Origin of the sequence: Marinobacterium aestuariivivens (genome assembly GCF_042661465.1) — a bacterium.
Taxonomy (GTDB): domain Bacteria; phylum Pseudomonadota; class Gammaproteobacteria; order Pseudomonadales; family Balneatricaceae; genus Marinobacterium_A; species Marinobacterium_A aestuariivivens.
This window is the reverse complement of sequence record NZ_JBHSWE010000001.1, coordinates 3,262,065-3,282,467: the sequence shown is the minus strand read 5'-3', so window position 1 is coordinate 3,282,467 and position 20,403 is coordinate 3,262,065. Positions and strand designations below refer to the sequence as shown.

At 64.4% G+C, this 20,403-nt stretch carries 20 protein-coding genes and 1 pseudogene; 7 read left to right on the top strand and 14 right to left on the bottom strand.

What is annotated here, in order from left to right; genetic code table 11:
- Positions 1 to 125 precede the first annotated feature (125 nt).
- From ACFQDL_RS17075 to ACFQDL_RS17060, 4 genes are read left to right on the top strand one after another with little or no spacing between them, the layout of a single operon-like run.
- Complete coding sequence (locus ACFQDL_RS17075; RefSeq protein ID WP_379913138.1) at positions 126 to 1,049, top strand: efflux RND transporter periplasmic adaptor subunit; 924 nt, start codon at positions 126 to 128, stop codon at positions 1,047 to 1,049.
- Complete coding sequence (locus ACFQDL_RS17070; protein WP_379910091.1) at positions 1,046 to 1,744, top strand: ABC transporter ATP-binding protein; 699 nt, start codon at positions 1,046 to 1,048, stop codon at positions 1,742 to 1,744. Before ACFQDL_RS17075 ends, ACFQDL_RS17070 begins: the two co-directional genes overlap by 4 nt.
- A complete protein-coding gene (locus tag ACFQDL_RS17065; RefSeq protein ID WP_379910090.1) occupies positions 1,731 to 1,874 on the top strand; it encodes a hypothetical protein in 144 nt (47 codons plus the stop codon). Before ACFQDL_RS17070 ends, ACFQDL_RS17065 begins: the two co-directional genes overlap by 14 nt.
- Positions 1,861 to 3,072, top strand: a complete 1,212-nt coding sequence (locus ACFQDL_RS17060) for an ABC transporter permease (RefSeq protein WP_379910089.1) — start codon at positions 1,861 to 1,863, stop codon at positions 3,070 to 3,072. The genes ACFQDL_RS17065 and ACFQDL_RS17060 overlap by 14 nt, the downstream gene beginning before the upstream one ends.
- Here the strand turns inward: ACFQDL_RS17060 and ACFQDL_RS17055 are convergent.
- From ACFQDL_RS17055 to ACFQDL_RS17030, 6 genes are read right to left on the bottom strand one after another with little or no spacing between them, the layout of a single operon-like run.
- Entirely contained in the window at positions 3,066 to 3,683 is a 618-nt protein-coding gene (locus tag ACFQDL_RS17055; RefSeq protein WP_379910088.1) for an ABC-type transport auxiliary lipoprotein family protein, read from the bottom strand. The two genes, ACFQDL_RS17060 and ACFQDL_RS17055, sit on opposite strands and share 7 nt — an antisense overlap.
- Complete coding sequence (locus ACFQDL_RS17050) at positions 3,680 to 4,204, bottom strand: GumC domain-containing protein (protein ID WP_379910087.1); 525 nt, start codon at positions 4,202 to 4,204, stop codon at positions 3,680 to 3,682. The genes ACFQDL_RS17055 and ACFQDL_RS17050 overlap by 4 nt, the downstream gene beginning before the upstream one ends.
- Positions 4,201 to 4,596, bottom strand: coding sequence for an MlaD family protein (locus ACFQDL_RS17045; RefSeq protein WP_379910086.1), 396 nt, complete (start codon positions 4,594 to 4,596; stop codon positions 4,201 to 4,203). Before ACFQDL_RS17045 ends, ACFQDL_RS17050 begins: the two co-directional genes overlap by 4 nt.
- Entirely contained in the window at positions 4,596 to 5,399 is an 804-nt protein-coding gene (locus ACFQDL_RS17040) for an ABC transporter ATP-binding protein (protein ID WP_379913136.1), read from the bottom strand. The genes ACFQDL_RS17045 and ACFQDL_RS17040 overlap by 1 nt, the downstream gene beginning before the upstream one ends.
- On the bottom strand, positions 5,399 to 6,223 hold the full coding sequence (locus ACFQDL_RS17035) for an MlaE family ABC transporter permease (protein ID WP_379910085.1): 825 nt from the start codon (positions 6,221 to 6,223) through the stop codon (positions 5,399 to 5,401). Before ACFQDL_RS17035 ends, ACFQDL_RS17040 begins: the two co-directional genes overlap by 1 nt.
- Positions 6,224 to 6,276: 53 nt before the next feature.
- Positions 6,277 to 6,543, bottom strand: a complete 267-nt coding sequence (locus tag ACFQDL_RS17030; protein WP_379910084.1) for a hypothetical protein — start codon at positions 6,541 to 6,543, stop codon at positions 6,277 to 6,279.
- Positions 6,544 to 6,677: 134 nt separating this feature from the next.
- On the opposite strand from ACFQDL_RS17030, the gene ACFQDL_RS17025 reads away from it, so the two are divergent.
- A complete protein-coding gene (locus tag ACFQDL_RS17025) occupies positions 6,678 to 7,871 on the top strand; it encodes an ABC transporter permease (protein ID WP_379910083.1) in 1,194 nt (397 codons plus the stop codon).
- Positions 7,872 to 7,899: 28 nt separating this feature from the next.
- Here the strand turns inward: ACFQDL_RS17025 and ACFQDL_RS17020 are convergent, their stop codons facing one another.
- A complete protein-coding gene (locus tag ACFQDL_RS17020; protein ID WP_379910082.1) occupies positions 7,900 to 8,988 on the bottom strand; it encodes a PrnB family protein in 1,089 nt (362 codons plus the stop codon).
- A gap of 206 nt (positions 8,989 to 9,194) precedes the next feature.
- On the opposite strand from ACFQDL_RS17020, the pseudogene ACFQDL_RS17015 reads away from it, so the two are divergent.
- A pseudogene (locus ACFQDL_RS17015) lies at positions 9,195 to 12,063 on the top strand (valine--tRNA ligase).
- Positions 12,064 to 12,385: 322 nt separating this feature from the next.
- Here the strand turns inward: ACFQDL_RS17015 and trpB are convergent.
- Positions 12,386 to 13,582 (bottom strand): tryptophan synthase subunit beta, encoded by a 1,197-nt coding sequence (gene trpB / locus ACFQDL_RS17010; protein ID WP_379910081.1) that lies wholly within the window; start codon positions 13,580 to 13,582, stop codon positions 12,386 to 12,388.
- A 111-nt stretch (positions 13,583 to 13,693) separates the two neighbouring features.
- On the bottom strand, positions 13,694 to 14,584 hold the full coding sequence (gene rarD, locus ACFQDL_RS17005; protein WP_379910080.1) for an EamA family transporter RarD: 891 nt from the start codon (positions 14,582 to 14,584) through the stop codon (positions 13,694 to 13,696).
- 792 nt (positions 14,585 to 15,376) lie between these two features.
- On the opposite strand from rarD, the gene ACFQDL_RS17000 reads away from it, so the two are divergent.
- Positions 15,377 to 16,636 carry a uracil-xanthine permease family protein gene (locus tag ACFQDL_RS17000; RefSeq protein ID WP_379910079.1) on the top strand — a complete coding sequence of 420 codons (1,260 nt, stop codon included), beginning with the start codon at positions 15,377 to 15,379 and terminating at the stop codon, positions 16,634 to 16,636.
- Positions 16,637 to 16,860: 224 nt separating this feature from the next.
- Here ACFQDL_RS17000 and ACFQDL_RS16995 read toward each other — a convergent pair whose 3' ends face one another.
- From ACFQDL_RS16995 to ACFQDL_RS16975, 5 genes are all read right to left on the bottom strand, one after another.
- Positions 16,861 to 17,226: a DUF2784 domain-containing protein gene (locus ACFQDL_RS16995; RefSeq protein WP_379910078.1), complete on the bottom strand. Its 366-nt coding sequence runs from the start codon at positions 17,224 to 17,226 to the stop codon at positions 16,861 to 16,863.
- Positions 17,227 to 17,241: 15 nt separating this feature from the next.
- A complete protein-coding gene (locus tag ACFQDL_RS16990) occupies positions 17,242 to 17,643 on the bottom strand; it encodes a DCC1-like thiol-disulfide oxidoreductase family protein (protein WP_379910077.1) in 402 nt (133 codons plus the stop codon).
- Between the two features lie 232 nt (positions 17,644 to 17,875).
- Entirely contained in the window at positions 17,876 to 18,511 is a 636-nt protein-coding gene (locus ACFQDL_RS16985) for a glutathione S-transferase family protein (protein ID WP_379910076.1), read from the bottom strand.
- Between the two features lie 36 nt (positions 18,512 to 18,547).
- Positions 18,548 to 19,246, bottom strand: coding sequence for a helix-turn-helix transcriptional regulator (locus tag ACFQDL_RS16980; protein ID WP_379910075.1), 699 nt, complete (start codon positions 19,244 to 19,246; stop codon positions 18,548 to 18,550).
- A 242-nt stretch (positions 19,247 to 19,488) separates the two neighbouring features.
- On the bottom strand, positions 19,489 to 20,403 hold the full coding sequence (locus ACFQDL_RS16975; protein ID WP_379910074.1) for an EamA family transporter: 915 nt from the start codon (positions 20,401 to 20,403) through the stop codon (positions 19,489 to 19,491).

Here is a 20,403-nt window from a genome sequence, read left to right as displayed (position 1 = left end):
ACCGGTGGCGCTGGTTGAAGTCGGTACCGGCACCGTGGAACTGATCGCCGCCAACAGCCGCGCCGGCACCATCCGCGCCTGCCAGCGCTCGCGGCTGTCGATGCCTCAGGGGGCGGGTCGAACGGCTGCTGGTCGAGGAAGGCGACCGGGTCAAGCCGGAACAGATCCTGCTGGAACTCTGGAACGAGGATCGCAAAGTGCGGGTCGAGCAGGCGGAGGCCACCCTGCGGGCGCGCCGGATCGAAGAGCGCCGGGCCTGCGACACGGCGGAACTTGCCGCCCGCGAATACCACCGCACCGAATCGCTGGCGGCGCGCAGGCTGGCCTCGGACGAGCTGCTGGATCAGCGCGAGACCGAGGCCCGGCTGTCAAGACTGGGCTGCGAACAGGCCAACGCCATGACCGACCAGGCCAGCGCCTCGCTGAAACTGGAGCAGGTGATGCTCGACGATACCCGGTTGCGCGCGCCCTTCGCCGGCATCGTCGCCGAGATCAACGGCGAGCCCGGTGAGTTCGTGACCCCCTCCCCGCCCGGCATTCCGACGCCACCGGCGGTGGATCTGATCGACGACAGCTGCCTGTATGTCCGCGCACCTATCGACGAGATCGAAGCGGCGCGGCTCAGGGTCGGCCAGAAGGCCCGCATCACCCTAGATGCCTTCCGCGGAAGGGTATTCGAAGGCCAGCTGAACCGTATCGCCCCCTTTGTCTCGGAACTGGAAAAGCAGGCCCGCACCGTCGATGTCGACGTGCTGTTCACACCGGCGCCCGTGGATGCCAATCTCCTGGTCGGCTACAGCGCCGATATAGAGGTGATCCTCGACAGCCGGGATGACGCGCCCCGGATTCCGACCGAGACCCTGCTCGAGGGCACCCGGGTACTGCGTTACGCCCCCGACACCGGAACCCTGGTCGATCAGCCCGTCAGCACGGGCCTCGCCAACTGGACCTGGACAGAAGTCACCGGAGGCCTGAAGCCAGGACAGCGCATTCTCCACACCCTCGATCGCGAAGGCGCTGTCGCCGGCGCGCGGGTCGCGCCAGAATGATCCGGCTCGAGCAACTGTGCCGCACCTATCAGCTTGGCGACCAGCCGGTGAAGGCCCTCGATGCCGTCGACCTCGAGGTCGATGCCGGCGAGTACCTCTCGGTGATGGGCCCGTCCGGGTCGGGCAAGTCGACGCTGCTGAACATCATCGGACTGCTCGATACACCCGACAGCGGCCGCTACTTCCTCGACGGCCGCGAAATGACGGCCCTCGGCGAGGAAGCCCGCGCCGCCGAACGCAACCGGCGCATCGGCTTCGTTTTCCAGGCCTACCACCTGATCGAACGCCTCAGCGCGCGGGAAAACATCGAACTGCCGCTGATCCTTGCCGGCATGGCGCCGCCCGAGCGCCGCCCGCTGGTCGATGAGGTCACCGAACGACTGGGCCTCGCGGACCGCGCCGGCCACCTGCCGCGCCAGCTCTCCGGCGGCCAGCGCCAGCGCGTCGCCATCGCCCGCGCCGTGATCCGAAGGCCCGCGCTGCTGCTGGCGGACGAGCCGACCGGCAACCTCGACAGCCATTCGGGTACAGAGGTGATCGAGTTGCTGGAGGAGCTCAACGGCTCCGGGATAACCCTGCTGGTCGTCACCCACGACCCCAATATCGGCCGCCGCGCCGGCCGCAAGCTGCGCATGGAGGACGGACGCATCACCGAAGACAGTGCCGCAAGAGAGGTCGCCGATGCGCACCGCTGACCTCTTGCAGTTCAACTTTCGCCTGCTGCTGCGCCAGCGTTTTCGCAGCGCCATGAGTCTGCTGGCTATCGATGCCAGTAGGGTGGCCGCCAACCGGCCAATGGCAGGAGGTGATCATGCGCACCGCTGACCTGTTGCAGTTCAACTTTCGCCTGCTGCTGCGCCAGCGTTTTCGCAGCGCCATGAGTCTGCTGGCCATGGCTGTAGGCGTGGCCGCGGTGCTGCTGCTGACCGGGCTCGGCGAAGGGGCCCGTCAGTTCGTGCTCAACGAGTTCTCGCTGCTCGGCAGCGATGTGCTGATCATGCTGCCCGGGCGCAAGGAAACCACCGGCGGCATCCCGCCCCTGACCGGGGAAGGCACCCGCGACATTACCCTCGATGACGTCGAAGCCCTGAACCGCCTGGGTTCCATCTCGCGCGTCGCGCCGCTGATCGTGGGCAATGCCCAGACCCATGTCAGCGGCCGTAGTCGCGAGTTGCTCACTGTCGGCACCAGTTCGGTGTTCTTCGCTATCCGCGAACTGGAAGTGCTGCAGGGCCAGCCGCTACCGCCCATGCCGCTCGCCCGCGCCGAGTCGGTCTGCGTGCTCGGCACCGATGCCCGTCGCGAGCTGTTCGGCCAGGACAGGGCGCTCGGCGAATGGTTGCGCATTGGCGACCGGCGTTTTCGCGTCATCGGCATCCTCGATGACCGCGGCGAGTCCCTGGGGATGGAAATGAGCGAGGCGATCCTGATCCCGGTGGCGTCGGCACAACAGGTGTTCAATATCGAAGGCATGTTCCGGGTCTTTCTGCAGGTGCGTCCGGGCAGCCTATTGACCGGCGCACGCGAGGAGATACTGGCACTGATGCAGGAACGCCACGGCGGCGAGCGTGACGTCACCCTGATCACCCAGGACGCGCTGCTCGGCGCCTTCGACGACATCCTGCAACTGCTGACCCTGGGTGTCGGCGCCATCGCCGCGATCAGCCTGCTGGTCGCCGGCATCCTGATCATGAACATCACCCTGATCAGCGTCAGCCAGCGCACCCGCGAAATCGGCCTGCTGAAAGCGCTTGGTGCCAGCGCCACCACCGTAAGACTGCTGTTCGTCAGCGAAGCGCTGCAGCTGGCGCTGATCGGCACCCTGCTCGGCGCAGTCTCCGGTTACGGCGCACTGGCGCTGGGCCACTGGTTATGGCCGCTGCTGCCCTTCGTCGTCTCGCTCTGGGCACTGGGATCGGCCTTTGCCATTGCCATCGGCACTGCGTTGCTGTTTGCCTGGCTGCCGGCGTCGCGGGCGGCAAAGCTGCCACCGGTACTGGCGCTGCAGGGGCAGGCTCACTGAGCAGACCGCACTCTGCCAGCTGCAGCGACCGCCAGCCAGTCCGCGATCGCAGCCGCAATCCCGCCGGCCGCCGCGTCATAGGCCTCGATTACGGCGTCCAGCCCGGCGGCGGCCGCAGGCTGCTCCCGGCTCAGCGACCGCTCGGCGACAATGCGTCCGGAGTCGCTGTCGACCAGTTGCAGATAGATACCGATCGTCACCACCGGCTTACCATCCCGGTATTCGGTCTGGAAGGCATTCAGACGGCTGACCAGCTCATAGCTGGCCTGCAGGCGCACCTCGTCACTGCTGACCCGGCTGAAACGGCCATCGCGTCGTAACGCCTCCACCAGATAATCCCGCCACAGCTGCGGCACCCGTGCGCTCCAGCGCACATTCTTGTAGTAACTGAAGGGTTGTCCCTCGGGCCTGACCAGCATGTGACGGCTCTCGAGCAAGTCGTTCGCCTGCGGCCGCAACACTCTCAATCCGTCGACCCGCTTCGGTGCCGCCAGCGCCGGTGCAGGCGGCGGCGCAAGCGAGTAGACCCGCACCGGACCGGCACCCGGCAATACAGTACAGGCCCCCAGCAACAGTATCGCCAGCAGGCCTGAAACCAGCTTGAGACTCATGGTTCGAACTCCCCAAGCGGAGGCCTTCCCCGGAGGTAGCCCGCCGGATCCTCTTCCAGTCGTTGCAGAATGCGATTCAGAGTGGCCACTCCGCGCTGCAGATCCTGCATCAACGGCGCGATCTCGCCGACGCTGCCAAGCCCTGCGTCCAGCCGTTGCTCATGCCGTGCCAGCAGCCGCTCCAGCTGCTGACTGCTCCGTTCCAGTGACGCCATCGCCCGGCGACCGCTGGCCAGCATCGGCACACCTTCCCGGGCCAGGGCCTCCCGCGTCTGCGCAACCACACCTCGGGTTTCGTCTAAGGTCGCGTTCATTGTCGACAGTGTTTCGACAACAGAGGTCCGCGATGCCGCCAGCGTTTGCGAAAGCTGCTCCAGGTCCTCGAGGATGCGGCCGATACGGTCGATATTGTCCCGAGACAGCAGTTCGGTGCCGCGCTCGACCAGTTCGCCGACGCCCGCAAGCAGCGCCTCACTGCTCCCGAGCAGGGCACCGAAGGGTGAAGGATCGGCCACAATCACCGGCGGCTCGCCCCCTCGCCTGCCAATGGCGGCGCGTCCAGCGCACCGCTGCTGAGCAGAATATTGGCGGCGCCGGTAATATTGGCGATTGCCTGCCGGGCCCGGGTACCCTGATTGACAGGCGTGCTTTGCGACACCTCGATGTCAGCCCAGACCCGGCGCGGGTCCTGCGGGTCGAGCTGAAGCCGGCTCACCTCGCCGACCCGCAGGCCGTTGTACTGCACCAGGCTGCCCTCGGTGAGGCCGCTCACCGGCTCGCTGAACACCACCCGGTAACGTAGAGTATCCCTGTCGTTGCCGGACTTCGCCAGCCAGAGACCGAACGCGAGCGCCAGCCCCAATCCCAGCAGGGTGAAGAGCCCGATGATCACATGGTGCGCCCTTGTCTCCATCAATCCGCTCCCGGCTTCTCGTCTTCCATGCCGCCCAGGTGCCGGGCGGCACGGCCGCGCGGCCCGTTGAAATAGGCCTGAATCCAGTCATCGTCGAATGCGGCCACCCGTTCCGGCGGGCCGGTCGTCAGTACCTTGCGGTTGGCCAGCACCGCCACGCGGTCACAGGTACTCCAGAGCGTATCCAGGTCGTGGGTGACCAGCAGTACCGTGAGTCCAAGCGCATCCCGCAGTGTCAGCAGCAGCCGGTCGAAGCCATCGGCACTGATCGGATCGAGCCCCGCCGTCGGCTCATCCAGAAACAGAATCGCCGGATCCAGCGCCAGTGCCCGGGCCAGAGCTGCACGTTTGACCATGCCGCCGGAAAGCGCTGCCGGATAGAGCTCTCCGGCCTCGGGTCGCAATCCGACCAGGGCCAGCTTGAGATCGGCCAACGCCTCGGCGTCGGCCCGGCCAAGACCGGCATGTTCGATCAGCGGCAGGGCCACATTCTCCCGCACCTTCAATGAGCTGAACAGCGCACCGCCCTGAAACAGCACCCCAAGGCGCTGCATCAGCTTTGTCCGCTCGCGCTCGGCAAGTTCTGGCAGGTTCTGCCCGAATATCCGCACCTCCCCGGCACTGGGCCTGATCAGCCCCACGATCGAGCGCAGCAGCACCGACTTGCCGCTGCCGGAGCCGCCGACGACACCGAGAATCTCTTTCTCCCGCAGACTCAGGTCCAGGTCTTCGTGCACCTTGAGCTTCCCGAAGCGGTTGCACAAACCGGTAACCTCGATCGGGGACGTCGCCTGTCCGTCCATCACCACCCCAGCTCCATGAAGAATAGCGCCGCGACCGCATCGAACAGGATCACGGCAAAGATCGACTGAACCACGCTCGAGGTGGTGTGATAGCCCACGGACTCGGCGCTCCCGCTGACCTTGAAGCCCTCGAGACAGCCGATCACCGCGATCAGAAAAGCGAACAGTGGCGCCTTGACGAGGCCGATCAGGTAATGGCGAACCGGTACGTCCGCCAGCACGCCGAGAAACTGGTTCAGCGGTATCTCGAGCGACAGCAGGGTGACCAGTCCGCCGCCGGTAAGGCCCGCGATCACCGCCACGAAGCTCAGCAGCGGCAGGGTCAGCAGCAACGCCAGTACCCGCGGCAGCACCAGCAGCTCGATCGGATTCAGCCCCAGGGTACGCAGGGCATCGAGCTCTTCGTTGGCCTTCATCGAGCCGATCTGCGCCGTAAAGGCGCTGGCGGTACGTCCGGCCAGCAGTATCGCGGCCAGCAGCACACCGAACTCGCGCAGGAACGAATAGGCCACCAGGTCGATGGTATAGATACTGGCGCCGAAATCGGACAGCACTGTGGCGCCGAGAAAGGCCACCACGGCCCCGACAAGAAAGGTCAGCAGGGCGACGATCGGCACCGCCTCCAGCCCGGTGAGCTGAACCTGCTGCACCAGCGCTGTAAGCCTCCAGCGACCAGGCCGCGGCAAGACCTGCAGCAGCGTGACCAGCACCAGACCGACAAAGCCACTCAATTGCCAGACATGCAGCAGGCTCAGCTCGACGCGCCGCCCCAGCATGGCCAGCAGTTGGACAGGGCCCGGGGCGGCGGCCTCTGCGTGTTGCACGATCCGCTCGCTGGCGCCGGCCAGCGCCCGCAGCAGGGCCCGTCGCTCGTCCGTCAGCCGCGCGCCGCTGCCAGCGACCTGCAGCAGCCGTTCTGGCCCCAGCAGCTCCAGCAGCAGAGCGCCCCCGCAGTGTCCAGGTCGCTGATGCCATCGATATCGACAGCCTGATCGCGGGTCGGCCTTGGCAGCCTTCGAAGCTGAAGCCGCAGCCTCGCGTAATGATCCAGTGTCCAGGCTCCCGACAGCCGGAAGCCTCCGTCGTCGCGCTCGATGCGCCCGGACTCCATCGCTGCCTGCGGCCGATCACTGCTCGCCGTCATCCCAGCCCTCATCTGGCTGCTTCGCTTCGTCTATTCTTAGCACCAGCGCGGCCATGCAACCAGCCCGCGATACCTGCCGCCCACCAGGAGCCCTGCAATGAAACGATCGCCCCCTGCCAGGGGCACGCACGCTGATGCGCACCCTCGATACGATCCGCCTGGTCGGCAGCGCACTGCTGACCGCCCGGCTGCGCACCTTTCTCACCATTCTGGGGATCGCGGTCGGCATCGCTGCGGTGAGCCTGCTGACGACCATCGGCACCGGTCTGCAGATCTATGTGCTCGACAACTTTTCCCAGTTCGGCACCCGCATTGTCGCCATCAACCCGGGCAAGACCCAGACCGGCGGCATGGGGGCGCTGCTGTCAAGCACCCGGCCGCTGTCGGTCGCCGACGCCGAGAGCCTGAGACCGCTGCCTTTCGTCGAGACCGTGGTACCGGTGGTCCAGGGCGCCGGTGCCATCGAGTTCGGCCGCCGCGTCCGCCATACCGACATTATCGGCGGCAACGGCGAGATGGCCGCGGCCTGGCGTTTCGACGTGGCACAGGGACGCTTCCTGCCGGTCATCAGCGGCAATTCGCAGCCCTTTGCGGTGCTGGGCGCCAAGGTCAAGCGGGAACTGTTCGGCGAGACCAGCGCCCTCGGGCGCTTTATCCGGGTCGGCGGCGAGCGCTACCGCGTGATCGGCGTGATGGCGCCCAAGGGGCAGATGCTGGGGTTCGATCTCGACGATATCGTCTATATCCCAATCGACCGGGCGCTGGCACTGTTCAACCGCACCGGGCTGATGGAGATCGACGTCACCTATCGTGCCGGTATCGACGCCCGGGCGATGGCCGAACACATCCGCCAGCGGCTGATCCAGCGCCATGGTGTCGAGGATTTCACCATCACCACCCAGGACGAGATGCTGTCGACCCTCGACCGCATCCTCGGCCTGCTGACCGTCGCCATCGGCGCCATCGGCGGCATCTCGCTGCTGGTCGGCGCCATCGGCATCGTCACCATCATGGTCACGACGGTGCAGGAACGGGCATCCGAAATCGGCCTGCTGCGGGCGCTGGGCGCGACCAAACGCCAGGTCCTGCTGCTGTTTCTCGGCGAGGCGCTGTTGCTGGCACTGGCCGGCGGCCTGGCGGGCCTTGCTCTGATGGGCCTGCTGCTCGGCGTGCTGGCGCTGGCGATCCCGGCGCTGCCGATCAGCCTGAGCCCCTTCTACCTGCTGCTGGCACTGCTGCTCGCGGCCGTCGTCGGCCTGTTCGCCGGCATCTCGCCGGCCTGGCGCGCTGCAGGCCTCGACCCTGTCGAAGCGTTGCAGCAGGAGTGACGGGTTACGCGTAACCCGTCACCAAAATTTATTTCATATGCGCCCTTGTCTCGTCGATCAGGAATTTCAGCGGCTTGAGATAGGGCGAGCCGCCGGTGTCGTGGGGGTCGGGGCTGCGTCTTGCGATGTACTTGATGGCCCAGTGGTAATGCACCTCGCGAAAGCTCGCCATCCCCTCCAGCACCCGGTTCCAGCACTCGGCATCGGCCAGCGGCTTGAGATCCGGCAGTGTGTCGACATACTCGACCCAGCGGCGATGAGCCTCCGGCATGTATTCGCGCATGTCGTGCAAGTGGCGGGTCAGCCGGTTGAGCTCGTGCGGGACCTTCATCAGACCGGTCAGGGTCGGCATGATCGTGCTCTGGGCCCCGGGTTCGCCCTGGTAATCCAGCCGGGCGCTATCGACATCCTCGAATTCGACGTCCTGAAAGCGGCCGATATAGGGATGCACCTTGCTGTAGAAAAGGTCGTCCGACATCTTTTCCGGCATCCGTTTCAGCACCGCGCTCAACTGATCGAGGGCATCGGCAATCTGCGTCAGGGCGGCATTGACGCGGGTTTCGTCACCGAAGCCCTCCGTCTCCTCGAGCTCCAGAATGGCATCGAGAATGCGCGACGCCACGGCCTCTATCTCGACGTGCACCAGGATGAACCAGTGCTCGTCGTAGAGATGGACGAAGTTCTGCAGCGTATCGATATTGCCGAGCCCGATCGGCTGGCTGCGGTCGAACCGTTTCCAGTTGTAGAGTACGTAGCCGTCGTAACTGAGGATCGGCGGACGGTGCAGCAGGTGGCAGATGCGCGCCAGCGGCCGCGCGATATTGGCCGGCAGCCGGTGACAGGCAGGCTGGCCGATCTGGTTGATATAGCCCGAGGCGAGAAAGCCCAGCCGCAGATAGTACAGCCGGGCCTGGGGTACCAGCCGGTTCGGGATCGTCTCGTAGGGCCAGTCGGGAATCATCTGACCGGCCAGGTAGCTGCGGCAGTCCGGCTCCATCAGCAGGCTCGGCAGTTCCTGCGCCAGCTCGTCCAGCATCGCAAAGGACGCCCCGACACGCATCTCGGTATCGGGATCCTCGCAGGGCAGAAAACCGCGGGTACGCAGGCACTCGCTCATCGTTCACCTCCGCTTCCTTCGAATCAGTACTGCAAGTCTAGTCGGCTTCTCTTCGAAGGGTGCCGGTGCCCTACCTTGAAAGGGGGTCAGTCTGTATAATCGGGCGATTCGATCAGACGCAGGGAACCTGTGTACAAGTTCCGGAGAGCCGAGGCGCTTCGCGACCTGTCCAGAGGTGCCCGAGAATTCCAGAGACACCGATTCCAATGGACAAGACTTACCAGCCGCACGAAATCGAGAAATCCTGGTACCAGACCTGGGAAGAGCGCAACTACTTCGCCCCGTCCGGTCAGGGCGATGCCTACAGCATCATGATCCCGCCGCCCAACGTTACCGGCAGCCTGCACATGGGGCACGCCTTCCAGCACACCATCATGGACGCGCTGATCCGCTATCGCCGCATGCAGGGCCGCAACACCCTCTGGCAGGTCGGTACCGACCACGCCGGCATCGCCACCCAGATGGTGGTCGAGCGCAAGCTGGCGGCCGAAACCGGCGAGAGCCGCTACGACCTCGGCCGCGATGCCTTTATCGAGAAGGTCTGGGAGTGGAAGGAGCAGTCCGGCGGCACCATCACCGGCCAGATGCGCCGCCTCGGCAACTCGGTGGACTGGGATACCGAACGTTTCACCATGGACTCCGGCTTCTACCACGCGGTGCAGGAAGTCTTCGTCCGCCTGCACGACGAAGGCCTGATCTACCGCGGCAAGCGCCTGGTCAACTGGGATCCGAAACTGCACACCGCGATCTCCGATCTCGAGGTCGAGAACCGCGAAGTCCAGGGCAAGATGTGGTACCTGCGTTATCCGCTGGCGGACGGCGTCAAGACGAAGGACGGCAAGGACCATATCGTTGTCGGCACCACCCGTCCGGAAACCATGCTCGGCGATACCGGCGTGGCGGTGAACCCGGAAGACGAGCGTTACCAGGATCTGATCGGCAAGTTCGTCGAGCTGCCGCTGGTGGGCCGCCGTATCCCGATCGTCGCCGACGAATATGCCAACATGGAAAAGGGTACCGGCTGCGTCAAGATCACCCCGGCCCACGATTTCAACGACAACGAAGTCGGCAAGCGCCAGAACCTGCCGATGATCAACGTGCTGACGCTGAACGCCGATATCCGCGAGGAAGCCCAGGTGTTCAACTCCGACGGCAGCGTCAACGCCGCCATCGACCCCAGGCTGCCGAAACAGTACCGCGGCATGGAGCGCTTCGCCGCGCGCAGGCAGATCATCGCCGACTTCGAGGCCAAAGGGCTGCTCGAGAAGATCGAGGAAAACGCCATGACCGTGCCCTACGGCGACCGTGGCGGCGTGGTGATCGAGCCGATGCTGACCGACCAGTGGTTCTGCGATGCCAAGACCCTGGCCAAGCCCGCCATTGAGGCGGTCGAGAACGGCGATATCAAGTTCGTGCCCAAGCAGTACGAGAACATGTACTTCGCCTGGATGCGTGATATCCAGGACTGGTGCATCTCCCGTCAGCTCTGGTGGGGCCATCGCATCCCGGCCTGGTACGACGACGCCGGCAACGTCTATGTCGCGGTCTCGGCGGAAGCGGCACGCGAGAAGTATGGCCTGGACCTCGAGCTCGAACTGCGCCAGGACGACGACGTCCTCGACACCTGGTTCAGCTCCGCGCTCTGGACCTTCGGCACCCTCGGCTGGCCGGAGGCTACCTCCCGCCTGCAGACCTTCCACCCGACCGACACCCTGGTCACCGGCTTCGACATCATCTTCTTCTGGGTGGCGCGCATGATCATGATGACCATGCATTTCATGAAGGATGAAGACGGCAAGCCCGGTGCCGTTCAGGAACGTCTACGTCACCGGCCTGATCCGCGACGAGAACGGCGACAAGATGTCGAAATCCAAGGGCAACGTGCTGGACCCGCTCGACATGATCGACGGCATCAGCCTGCCGGACCTGCTCGAGAAGCGCTGCGGCAACATGATGCAGCCGCAGCTCGCCGAGAAGATCGGCAAGCGCACCGAGAAGCAGTTCCCGGACGGCATCGCCGCCCACGGCACCGATGCCCTGCGCTTCACCCTGGCGGCACTGGCCTCGACCGGGCGCGACATCAACTGGGATATGAAGCGCCTGGAAGGCTACCGCAACTTCTGCAACAAGATCTGGAACGCCGCCCGCTACGTGCTGATGAACACCGAAGGCGAGGACTGCGGGCAGCTCTCTACAGAAAAGACGGGCGGCGACGTCGAGCTGTCGCTGGCCGACCGCTGGATCATCAGCGCCCTGCAGCGCACCGAAGCGACCGTCACCCGGCATATGGACGAGTACCGCTTCGACCTGGCCGCCCAGAGCCTCTATGACTTCATCTGGAACCAGTACTGCGACTGGTACCTGGAACTGTCGAAGCCGGTGTTGTGGGACGAGAATGCATCCGCCGAAGCCAAGCGCGGCACCCGCCGCACCCTGGTGCGCGTGCTCGAAGCCATCCTGCGCCTGACCCACCCGATAATGCCGTTCATCACCGAGGAGATCTGGCAGCAGATCAAGGGCCTGGCCGGCACCGAGGGCGACACCCTCATGCTGATGCCCTACCCGGTCGCCGACGAGAGCAGGATCGATACCCGGGCCGAAGCCGATATCGAGTGGCTCAAGGGCGTGATCACCGGCGTGCGCAACATCCGTGGCGAGATGAAGATCCCGCCGTCGAAGGATCTGGACCTGCTGTTCGCCAACGGCGGCGCCGACGACAAGCGCTGCCTCGAGCAGAACGCCACCTTCCTGAAGAAGCTGGCCAGGCTCAGCTCCATCACCTGGCTCAACCCGGGTGACGAAGCGCCAATGGCCGCGACCCAGCTGGTCGGCGAAATGGAAGTGCTGGTGCCGATGGCCGGTCTGATCGACAAGGATGCGGAACTGGCCCGTCTGCAGAAGGAACTCGACCGCCTGCAGGGCGAGATCAAGCGCACCGAGGGCAAGCTGTCGAACGAGAAGTTCGTCGCCAACGCCCCCGAAGCCGTGGTCGCCAAGGAGCGCGAGAAGATCGCCGACGCCCAGTCCGCCTTCGACAAGCTGACCGAGCAGTACGCGAAGATCGAAGCGCTCTGAGGGTGGGAGATCGTAGGTCGGGTAGAGTGCCGCAGGCACGAAACCCGACAGCGGGTTAGGCGTTAGGCGTTAGGCGAAAAGCCAGCCCGCTGCGCCCGCGAATCCAAGGGCCACTCTGCCCCATGTCAAAAAGCCCGCGCTCCGGAAGGAGCGCGGGCTTTTTTGTGGGCTTTTCGTAGGTTGGGTCAAGCGACGCAGGTGCGGACCCAACAGCAGTGCCCACCGAAGTCAATCGATCTGCAATACGATCGATATGATGGGTCCGCGATGCCCGGGCCTCGAGGCAATAGGACAGCAGCCCCGGTGCAGCGCTTGACCCATCCTACGCCCCGAACCCGAAATTCTCGGTGACGTAGTCGATATCCTTGTCGCCGCGGCCGGAGAGGTTGATCAGGATGGTCTGGCCCGGGTTCTCGCGGCCATGCTTCATCGCCCAGGCCACCGCGTGGGCGCTTTCCAGTGCCGGGATGATGCCCTCCATGCGCGACAGCCGGTAGAAGGCATCCAGCGTTTCGTCGTCACTGACGGCATGGTAGTTCACCTTGCCGGCGGTCTTGAGGAAGGAGTGCTCGGGGCCGACACCCGGGTAGTCGAGGCCCGACGCGATCGAGTGCACCGGCGCCGGATTGCCCTCGTCATCGGTCAGCAACAGGCATTTGAAACCGTGGATCATGCCCGGCTTGCCGAAGGTCATGGTGGCCGAGTGCTCGCCGAGCCTGGTGCCCTTGCCCAGCGGCTCGACGCCGTTGAGGCCGACACCTTCGTCATCGAGGAAGGCGCTGAACAGGCCCATGGCGTTGGAGCCGCCGCCGACGCAGGCGCCGACCTGATCCGGCAGCTCGCCGACGAGCTCGAGGAACTGATCCTTCGCCTCGAAACCGACCACCGACTGGAAGTCGCGCACCATCAGCGGGAAGGGGTGCGGGCCGACCACCGAGCCGATCGCGAACAGCGCCGTATCGGCCTGGCCGAGGTAGGACTGGAATGCCGAGTCGACGGCTTCCTTGAGGCTGCGGCCGCCGAAACCGACCGGCACCACCTCGGCGCCGAGCAGCTTCATCCGGGTAACGTTGGGCGATTCCTTGGCGATGTCGATCTCGCCCATATGGATCTCGCACTCCATGCCGAAATAGGCGGCGGCGGTGGCCAGCGCCACGCCGTGCTGGCCGGCGCCGGTCTCGGCGATCAGCTTGGTCTTGCCCATGTGCTTGGCCAGCAGCGCCTCGGCCATGCAGTGATTCAGCTTGTGCGCGCCGGAATGGTTGAGATCCTCGCGCTTGAGGTAAATATGGGCGCCCGCTTCGCGGCTCAGGTTATGGGCGTAGTAGACCGGCGTCGGGCGGCCCTGGTAGTGCTTGCGGATGTAGCGCAGCTCGTTGAGGAAGTCGGCGGAGCGGCCCAGGGCCAGGTAGGCCCGGTTGATTTCGGCGAAATGCGGTTCCAGCTCCGGCGGCAGGAAGGCGCCGCCGAAGTCGCCGAAATAGCCGTCCTTGCTGGGATAGTTCTTGAGATAACCCATGCGCGATCTCCCTCAGATATCAAAAGCGGTCTGTCACAATAAATTCAAATCCGTAGGGATACAAGAACGACCTTGAATGGCAGCCTGGCGTAGCATGTTGGGCCGGCCGCCTCAGGCGACCGGCACCGCCCTGCGCAGCTTGACGAGCGAATCGACGGCGAGGATCGCCAGCGCCGTCCAGATCAGCCCGAAGGTCACCAGCTTCCCCGGACTGAGCGGCTCGCCGTAGACGAACACCGCCAGCAGGAACATGCCACTCGGGCCTATGTACTGGAAAAAGCCCAGCGCCGTCAGGCTGATGCGGTTGGCCGCCGCGGCGAAGCACAGCAGCGGCACCATGGTCACCGGACCGGCCAGGAACAGCAGTGCATTGGTCCAGGTCGGGTTCGCTGCCAGATCGGTGGTCGGGCTGGCGCTCCAGAGCAGATAACCGAGCGCCAGCGGCAGCATCAGGCCGGTTTCCAGCGCCATGCCACTGAAACTGTCGGCGCCAAGCTTCTTGCGCACCAGGCCGTAGAGGCCGAAGCTGGTGGCCAGCACCAGCGCGATCCAGGGCAGGCGCCCGAACTGCACCAGCTCGAACAAAACCGCCGCGACGCAGAGCACGGCAGCGATCGTTCGCACCCGATCGAGCCGCTCGCGGAAGAACAGCATCCCGAGCAGGATATTGATCAGCGGGTTGATGTAGTAGCCAAGGCTCGCGCTCAGCATGTAGTTGCTGTTGACCGCCCAGATAAAGATGCCCCAATTGACGCCGATCAGGGTGGTCGAGGCCAACAGCGCCCAGCGGGCCCGGCGCGAACGCAGCACAGACATCAGCACGGCACGCTTTTTCAGCAGCCAGATCAGTCCCAGTGTGAGCAGGAAAGACCAGATCACCCGATGCGCCAGTATCTCGGTGGCCGGGATGCTCTGCATCAGCTTGAAGTAGACGGGGGCGATACCCCAGAGCGTATAGGCCGTGATGGCGAAGAGTGCGCCGCTTTTGGCAGTCTGGTCCATGGGTATCTCGGATATGGGTTCGATATGCTTCGGGGATCACCCGAATCGGTGCGCAATTGTATCACCGATTGTGCGGCCACCGCTGCTCCGCGGCCTGGCCCGACCATCGCATTCCCGGAACAGTCTGTTGTGCTGTCGCGACAAAATACCGGAGCCGCAACCGAAGCGACGAAAGTGTACAAATACATAATTATATATTTGATATTTCATCATCATAAATGTATACAATACAGCCCACTGCAGTTCACAACAGGATCGACCAGACCCGGAGAGAGGCAACCGGGCACTGGTGCCGGACGCAGCGGCGGCCCGCGCCGGACGCAGACCGCCCAACAGGAGAGGACACCTGTTGATATTGATTGGGTATTAACCCGGAGGGTTAATACAGGAAGCAGGGATGCTTCATCATTGGCCGCAGGCCAATGCGAACCCCACAAAAACCGGCACGTCCGCGCACTTGCGCCTGTTTTTGTGGGGTGATCGGCAAATAGGTAGGCAACCTATTTGGCCGCCAGGTTAATAACAACGACGATTAGCCGCCGGGACATCACGGCAGGCCCGATCGCAGAGGACCGCAATGATAAATACAACAGAGAACAGCATCAGACAGGACCAGAAACGCCAGAGATTTGTGCAGCGCCGCCCGGACTGACGGGACAGGCTTCTCCTATCGCTTGCCACTTCAGGGATCTATCCGATGAACAGAAACATCCAGAGCAAATCCGTATTCGACTTCCATGGCCGGCCCCCTTCCTCAAGGCACTGCCCCTTTCCCTGCAGCACATCCTGGCGATGATCATGGGGACGGTGACGGTACCGATCATCGTCGTCGGCGCAGTGGACGCGTCCCTCGACGAGAAGATGGCGCTGATCCAGGTCGCACTGCTCGCCTCGGCGCTGTCGACACTGCTGCAGCTCTACGCCATCGGCAGGATGGGCGCGAAACTGCCCACCATCTTCGGCGTCGGCTTCGCCTATGTCCCGACCCTGACTGCCGTCGGGGCCCAGTACGGCATCGCCGGCATACTCGGCGCCCAGGTGATCGGAGGTCTGGCGATGATGATCGTTGGCCTCTTCATCAAACGCATCCGCAACCTCTTCCCGCCGGTCGTCGCCGGCACCGTGGTGCTGGTGATCGGTCTCTCGCTCTACGATATCGCCATCAACTACATGGCCGGCGGCGTCGGTAGCGAAAGTCACGGTTCGGTGCAGAACTGGACCGTCGCCATCGTCACCCTGGTGGTGGTGCTGCTGGTCTCGCAGTTCGCCCGCGGCTTCCTGCAGCTGGCGTCGATCATCTGCGGTATCGGTGTCGGTTACCTGCTGGCGATGTTCTACGGCATGGTCGATTTCAGCGCCATCGGCGAGGCCCACTGGTTCACCGCTCCCAAGCCACTGGCGTTCGGCATGGAATTCCACAGCGCCGCCATCATCTCGATGGTGATCATCTGCGTGATCAACTCGGTGCAGACCATCGGCGACCTGTCGGCCACCACCGTCGGCGGCATGAATCGCGAACTGAGCGACAGGGAGCTGTTCGGCGGCCTGCTCGGCAACGGCTTCTGCACCACGGTGGGATCGATTTTCGGCGCCCTGCCGACCGCCTCCTTCAGCCAGAACGTCGGCATCGTCGCGATGACCAAGGTGATCAGCCGTTACGTCCTGGCACTGGCGGCCCTGTTCATGCTCGTCGCCGGCTTCATTCCGAAATTCGGTGCCCTGATGACCACCATCCCCTACCCGGTACTCGGCGGCGCCACCATCATCGTCTTCGGCATGATCACCATGACCGGCATCAAGCTGATCACCAAGGACGAGATGTCGTCGCGCAACGTCACCATCGTCAGCCTGTCGCTGGCGCTGAGCATGGGCATCTACGCCGTACCGGACTCGATCGGGAAGTTTCCGGACATGTTCCAGCTGGTCGCCGGCGGCTCGCCGATCGTCATCGCCGCCTTCGTCTCCTTCACGCTCAACCTGCTGCTACCGAAGAAGACGCTGGCCGACGAGGAACGCGAACGCCGCCAGATCGAGCTGAAAATGAGCAGCTGAGGCAACACTACAAAGAAGTTCAGGAAATCGCCCCGGGCGAGAAAGTCGCCGCTGCCTCCTCGGCGGCGAAAGCCGAGTCCGAGCGATCAACTCCCACTGGCCCGTTTTTCTGCGGGCCTTTTTTGTTACGCGTCAGGCGTTTGGCGTTTGGCGCTTGGCGCTTGGCGCTTGGCGATAATCGTAGGAGCGCCGCCCCGGTGCGAATGCTTTTGGTTTCGGCCGAATCAACGCCGCTTTCGCCCCAGAAACACCCGGCCATAAACCGCAACATTCACCACCAGCACCAGTATCCCCAGCCCCTGCTGGATCTCCGGCGTCAGCCCCTGTGGATAAACCACCGCCAGCAGGTAATGCTCGATAAAGCCGCCGTCGTAACCGCCCTGCCCCGCCGCGGCCCGCAGCCGGTTTTCCAAAGGCGTCAACGGGCAGATCCAGCCGTTCAGCTCCAGTAACGCCGCCCAGACCACCGCCGGCAGGTGCAGCAGCACCAGCGCGCGGTGCCACAACAGCAGCAGACCGCCCGCCAGCACGAACAGGATAAACAGCAGATGCAGGACCAGCACCGCAGTCGCTGCCAGGCTATAGAGCATCGGAACCTCCATTGCTCAGAAGCGGCCATCGTCCGTCAGGTGGAGATTGTCGATCCGGGTCCTGCCCATCAGCTTCAGCGCCAGGTTGCGGCAGGCCCGCAGCAGCGGATACAGCAGCGCCGATACCCGCTTCGAGCGAAACAGCCCGTAATTGAACCGGTTGAAGCAACCCGACCGGGTACTCAGCAGCGCCAGCACCTGCATCGCGTCGGCGCCGTAGTAGAGCCGCGTCCCCATCTTCAGCACCATCCCCCGGTCGATATCGAGCCCCGCCGCCGTCACCTCGTCCATCACCGCCCCGCCCTCGCGCGCGTCCACCAGCCGCAACTCCCCCACCGACGCGCGAATCCGCACCAGCCGGGCGTAGCGATCGCAGAAGGGGCACTGTTTATCGTAGATCAGCAGGAGTTCAGGCATGGGGTATGTCGAGCGGCCGGTCAGGATTGTAGTATGCAGCGGTAGTCGGCTATCGGCATAGAACGGACATGAAGTTAGACAACGCCGTGCAGGCAAAACGCAAAACCAGCCCGCAATATCGCATCTGTACGCCTTAATGCAGGCCTCCGGCGGGGTCAACGATCGCCTGCTGGACTGCCCCGTCCACCAGGCCCGCCGGGAACAGAGCCACTGAGACAGTGGCCCTGCGTCGCTACGCGGTCGCCGGGGCGTCCTTTGTCATCAGTTCCTGGATTATGGCATCAGCCCGCTTCTTGGCGGCACGCTCCAGCAACGGGGCGACATAGGCTTCAAATTCCGGTTTTCGTGGAATGAGGTCGAAGCCCAGCCCGAAGTTGAGCAGTGAAGCCACATAGACGTCCGCCGCGCTGAACCGGTCACCGGCCACATGGGATCGCCCGGCCAGCCAGCCCGCCAGGGTGTCAAAGGTCAACTCGAACGAGCCGTAGCCGAAACGCCGCTGCAGGTCGGCAGTATCGGCTTTCCAACCAGTGGCATAATCGGACATGGCCGGTTCGCCGCAGGCGGCGGCGAAGAACAGCCAGCGATAATACTCGCCACGGTTGTCCAGTGCCGGCGCCAGGCCGGCCTCCGGGAATGCATCGGCCAGATAGGCGCAGATAGCCGCAGCCTCGGTCACGACCACATCACCGTGCTGGATGGCGGGCACCTTGCCCATGGGATTGACGGCCAGGTATTCGGGCGCTTTCATGCTGGTGCCGTACTCCACTACCCGGACCGAATACGGCTGGCCGATTTCCTCGAGCATCCAGTGCACGATGGCGCCACGAGATTGGGGAGTGGTATAGAAAATCAATTCCTTGCTCATGCGGGTCTCCTTCCACTTGGTGGGTGTCAGGAGACTTTAACGCTCACCACTGTCAGTTTTTGTCAGCAGTGTTTTCCGCCATTCCTTCATCATCTGGTAGCGGCGTTTGGGCGTCTTCTCGGAAAGCACCCGGGCTTCCCGGATACGGTCGACACGAAAGTGGCGGTAGTCATTGCGCAGTTCACACCAGGCCGCCAGCACCTGGGTGGAATCGAAGAAACCGACGGTCACCGGCCAGACCACCCGCTCGGTCCTCGCCCCTTTCTGATCGGCATAGTCGAGGGACAGCTTGCACTCCTCGTTCAGGGCTCGACGGATCAGCGGCAGGTCCTCCCGCGGCGGCTGCGGCCGGCAGGGAACAACCACCAGGGCATCGTCCTCGAAGCGCTGGCGGAGCTCCGGTGGCAATACCGCGCCAAGCTTGGCCATGGCGTCCCGCGCCGCCTGCCCCATGGGCCCATCGGTGCGATGCCCGGCCCAGTTGAGCCCCAGCGCCAGGGCCTCGATCTCCTCGGGCGAGAACATCAGCGGCGGCAACAGGAAGCCCGGCTTCAGCACATAGCCCAGCCCGGGCTCGCCATCGATCTCCGCCCCCATCGACTGGAGCGTGGCGATATCCCGATAGAGCGTGCGCAGCGAAACCCCGGTTTCCTCCGCCAGTACGGCGCCCCTCACCGGCCGACGGTGGCGGCGGAGGATCTGCAGAATGTCTAAAAGACGTTCGGTGCGGGACATGGGGCTCGGCTGCAGGTTGTGGGAATTCCGGAATTCCGGGGAATTCCGGGGACAGTATACCTATTTCCATCTACGAGACTTCGGCCTTATGCCGAGAAGCAGTGGTGCGGTGCGCTTCGCATTACTGTAAACCGCTCCTGCGTTTACAGCATTTCCGCGGGGCGGCCTTCCGCCGTCCATGGTGGTCACCGGCACCCTGCGCCGGCTCCGGTCAACGTCGATACCCTGCACCGGAAGCGGCATCACTCCAGTTCCGCGGCCTGAGGCGATATGAGCCGCTTGCGCAAGCGCATGCGGTCGCCGAATACATTGATGAGCAGTCCCGCCAGAATCAGTGCGATACCCGCCAGCTGCACCGGACTCAACTGCTCACCGAGCACCAGCCAGGCGGTGACCAGTCCCACCACCGGTACCAGCAGCGTCAGCGGCGCCACCCTGGATGCCGCGTAGTGGCGCATCAGGAAGGCCCAGCTGCCGTAGCCGAAAAGCGTGGCGATGCACGCCAGATACAGCAGCGCTCCCGCCGACTTCGGCCCCATCTGGCCGAGGCTGTTAAGGATCAGGTCCGGCCCCTCGAGCCACAGCGAGAGCAGCAGGAACGGGATCGGCGGCACCAGTGCGCCCCAGACCACCAGGCTCATCAGGTCCACGCCGCCCAACTGGCCGATTCGGCGGTTGACGATATTGCCCAGCCCCCAGCTCGCCGCCGCGGCGATGGTCAGCAGGAAGCCGGCCAGCGTCATATCGTCGGCCGGTGTGGTGGTCGCCAGCAACGCCAGCCCACCCGAGGCGACGATCAGCGAGACCAGCTGCGGCAGATGCCAGCGTTCGCCGAGCAGCACCAGCGCGAAGATCATCGTGAACAGCATCTGCGACTGCAGCACCAGCGATGCCAGACCCGCCGGCATACCTACGTACATGGCGCTGAACAGCAGTGCGAACTGGCCCAGGCTGATGGTGCCGCCGTAGGCCAGCAGCCACTTCAGCGGCAGCTTCGGCGGTTTGACGAACAGAACCGCCGGAAAGGCGACCAGGGCGAACCGTAACGCGCCCAGCAGCATCGGCGGCAGCTCGTCCAGGCCGAAGCGGATGACGACGAAATTGACGCCCCAGGCCAGCACGATCAGCAGCGCCAGCCCCCAGTGTCTCAGACTCAA

What these genes read in the sequence shown, in the direction of transcription:
- ACFQDL_RS17070 (WP_379910091.1), top strand. Translation starts at nt 1,046, where the DNA reads ATGATCCGGCTCGAGCAACTGTGCCGCACCTATCAGCTTGGCGACCAG.
- ACFQDL_RS17065 (WP_379910090.1), top strand. Translation starts at nt 1,731, where the DNA reads ATGCGCACCGCTGACCTCTTGCAGTTCAACTTTCGCCTGCTGCTGCGC.
- ACFQDL_RS17060 (WP_379910089.1), top strand. Translation starts at nt 1,861, where the DNA reads ATGCGCACCGCTGACCTGTTGCAGTTCAACTTTCGCCTGCTGCTGCGC.
- ACFQDL_RS17055 (WP_379910088.1), bottom strand. Translation starts at nt 3,683, where the DNA reads ATGAGTCTCAAGCTGGTTTCAGGCCTGCTGGCGATACTGTTGCTGGGG.
- ACFQDL_RS17045 (WP_379910086.1), bottom strand. Translation starts at nt 4,596, where the DNA reads ATGGAGACAAGGGCGCACCATGTGATCATCGGGCTCTTCACCCTGCTG.
- ACFQDL_RS17040 (WP_379913136.1), bottom strand. Translation starts at nt 5,399, where the DNA reads ATGGACGGACAGGCGACGTCCCCGATCGAGGTTACCGGTTTGTGCAAC.
- ACFQDL_RS17030 (WP_379910084.1), bottom strand. Translation starts at nt 6,543, where the DNA reads ATGACGGCGAGCAGTGATCGGCCGCAGGCAGCGATGGAGTCCGGGCGC.
- ACFQDL_RS17025 (WP_379910083.1), top strand. Translation starts at nt 6,678, where the DNA reads ATGCGCACCCTCGATACGATCCGCCTGGTCGGCAGCGCACTGCTGACC.
- ACFQDL_RS17020 (WP_379910082.1), bottom strand. Translation starts at nt 8,988, where the DNA reads ATGAGCGAGTGCCTGCGTACCCGCGGTTTTCTGCCCTGCGAGGATCCC.
- trpB (WP_379910081.1), bottom strand. Translation starts at nt 13,582, where the DNA reads ATGGGTTATCTCAAGAACTATCCCAGCAAGGACGGCTATTTCGGCGAC.
- rarD (WP_379910080.1), bottom strand. Translation starts at nt 14,584, where the DNA reads ATGGACCAGACTGCCAAAAGCGGCGCACTCTTCGCCATCACGGCCTAT.
- ACFQDL_RS17000 (WP_379910079.1), top strand. Translation starts at nt 15,377, where the DNA reads ATGATCATGGGGACGGTGACGGTACCGATCATCGTCGTCGGCGCAGTG.
- ACFQDL_RS16995 (WP_379910078.1), bottom strand. Translation starts at nt 17,226, where the DNA reads ATGCTCTATAGCCTGGCAGCGACTGCGGTGCTGGTCCTGCATCTGCTG.
- ACFQDL_RS16990 (WP_379910077.1), bottom strand. Translation starts at nt 17,643, where the DNA reads ATGCCTGAACTCCTGCTGATCTACGATAAACAGTGCCCCTTCTGCGAT.
- ACFQDL_RS16985 (WP_379910076.1), bottom strand. Translation starts at nt 18,511, where the DNA reads ATGAGCAAGGAATTGATTTTCTATACCACTCCCCAATCTCGTGGCGCC.
- ACFQDL_RS16980 (WP_379910075.1), bottom strand. Translation starts at nt 19,246, where the DNA reads ATGTCCCGCACCGAACGTCTTTTAGACATTCTGCAGATCCTCCGCCGC.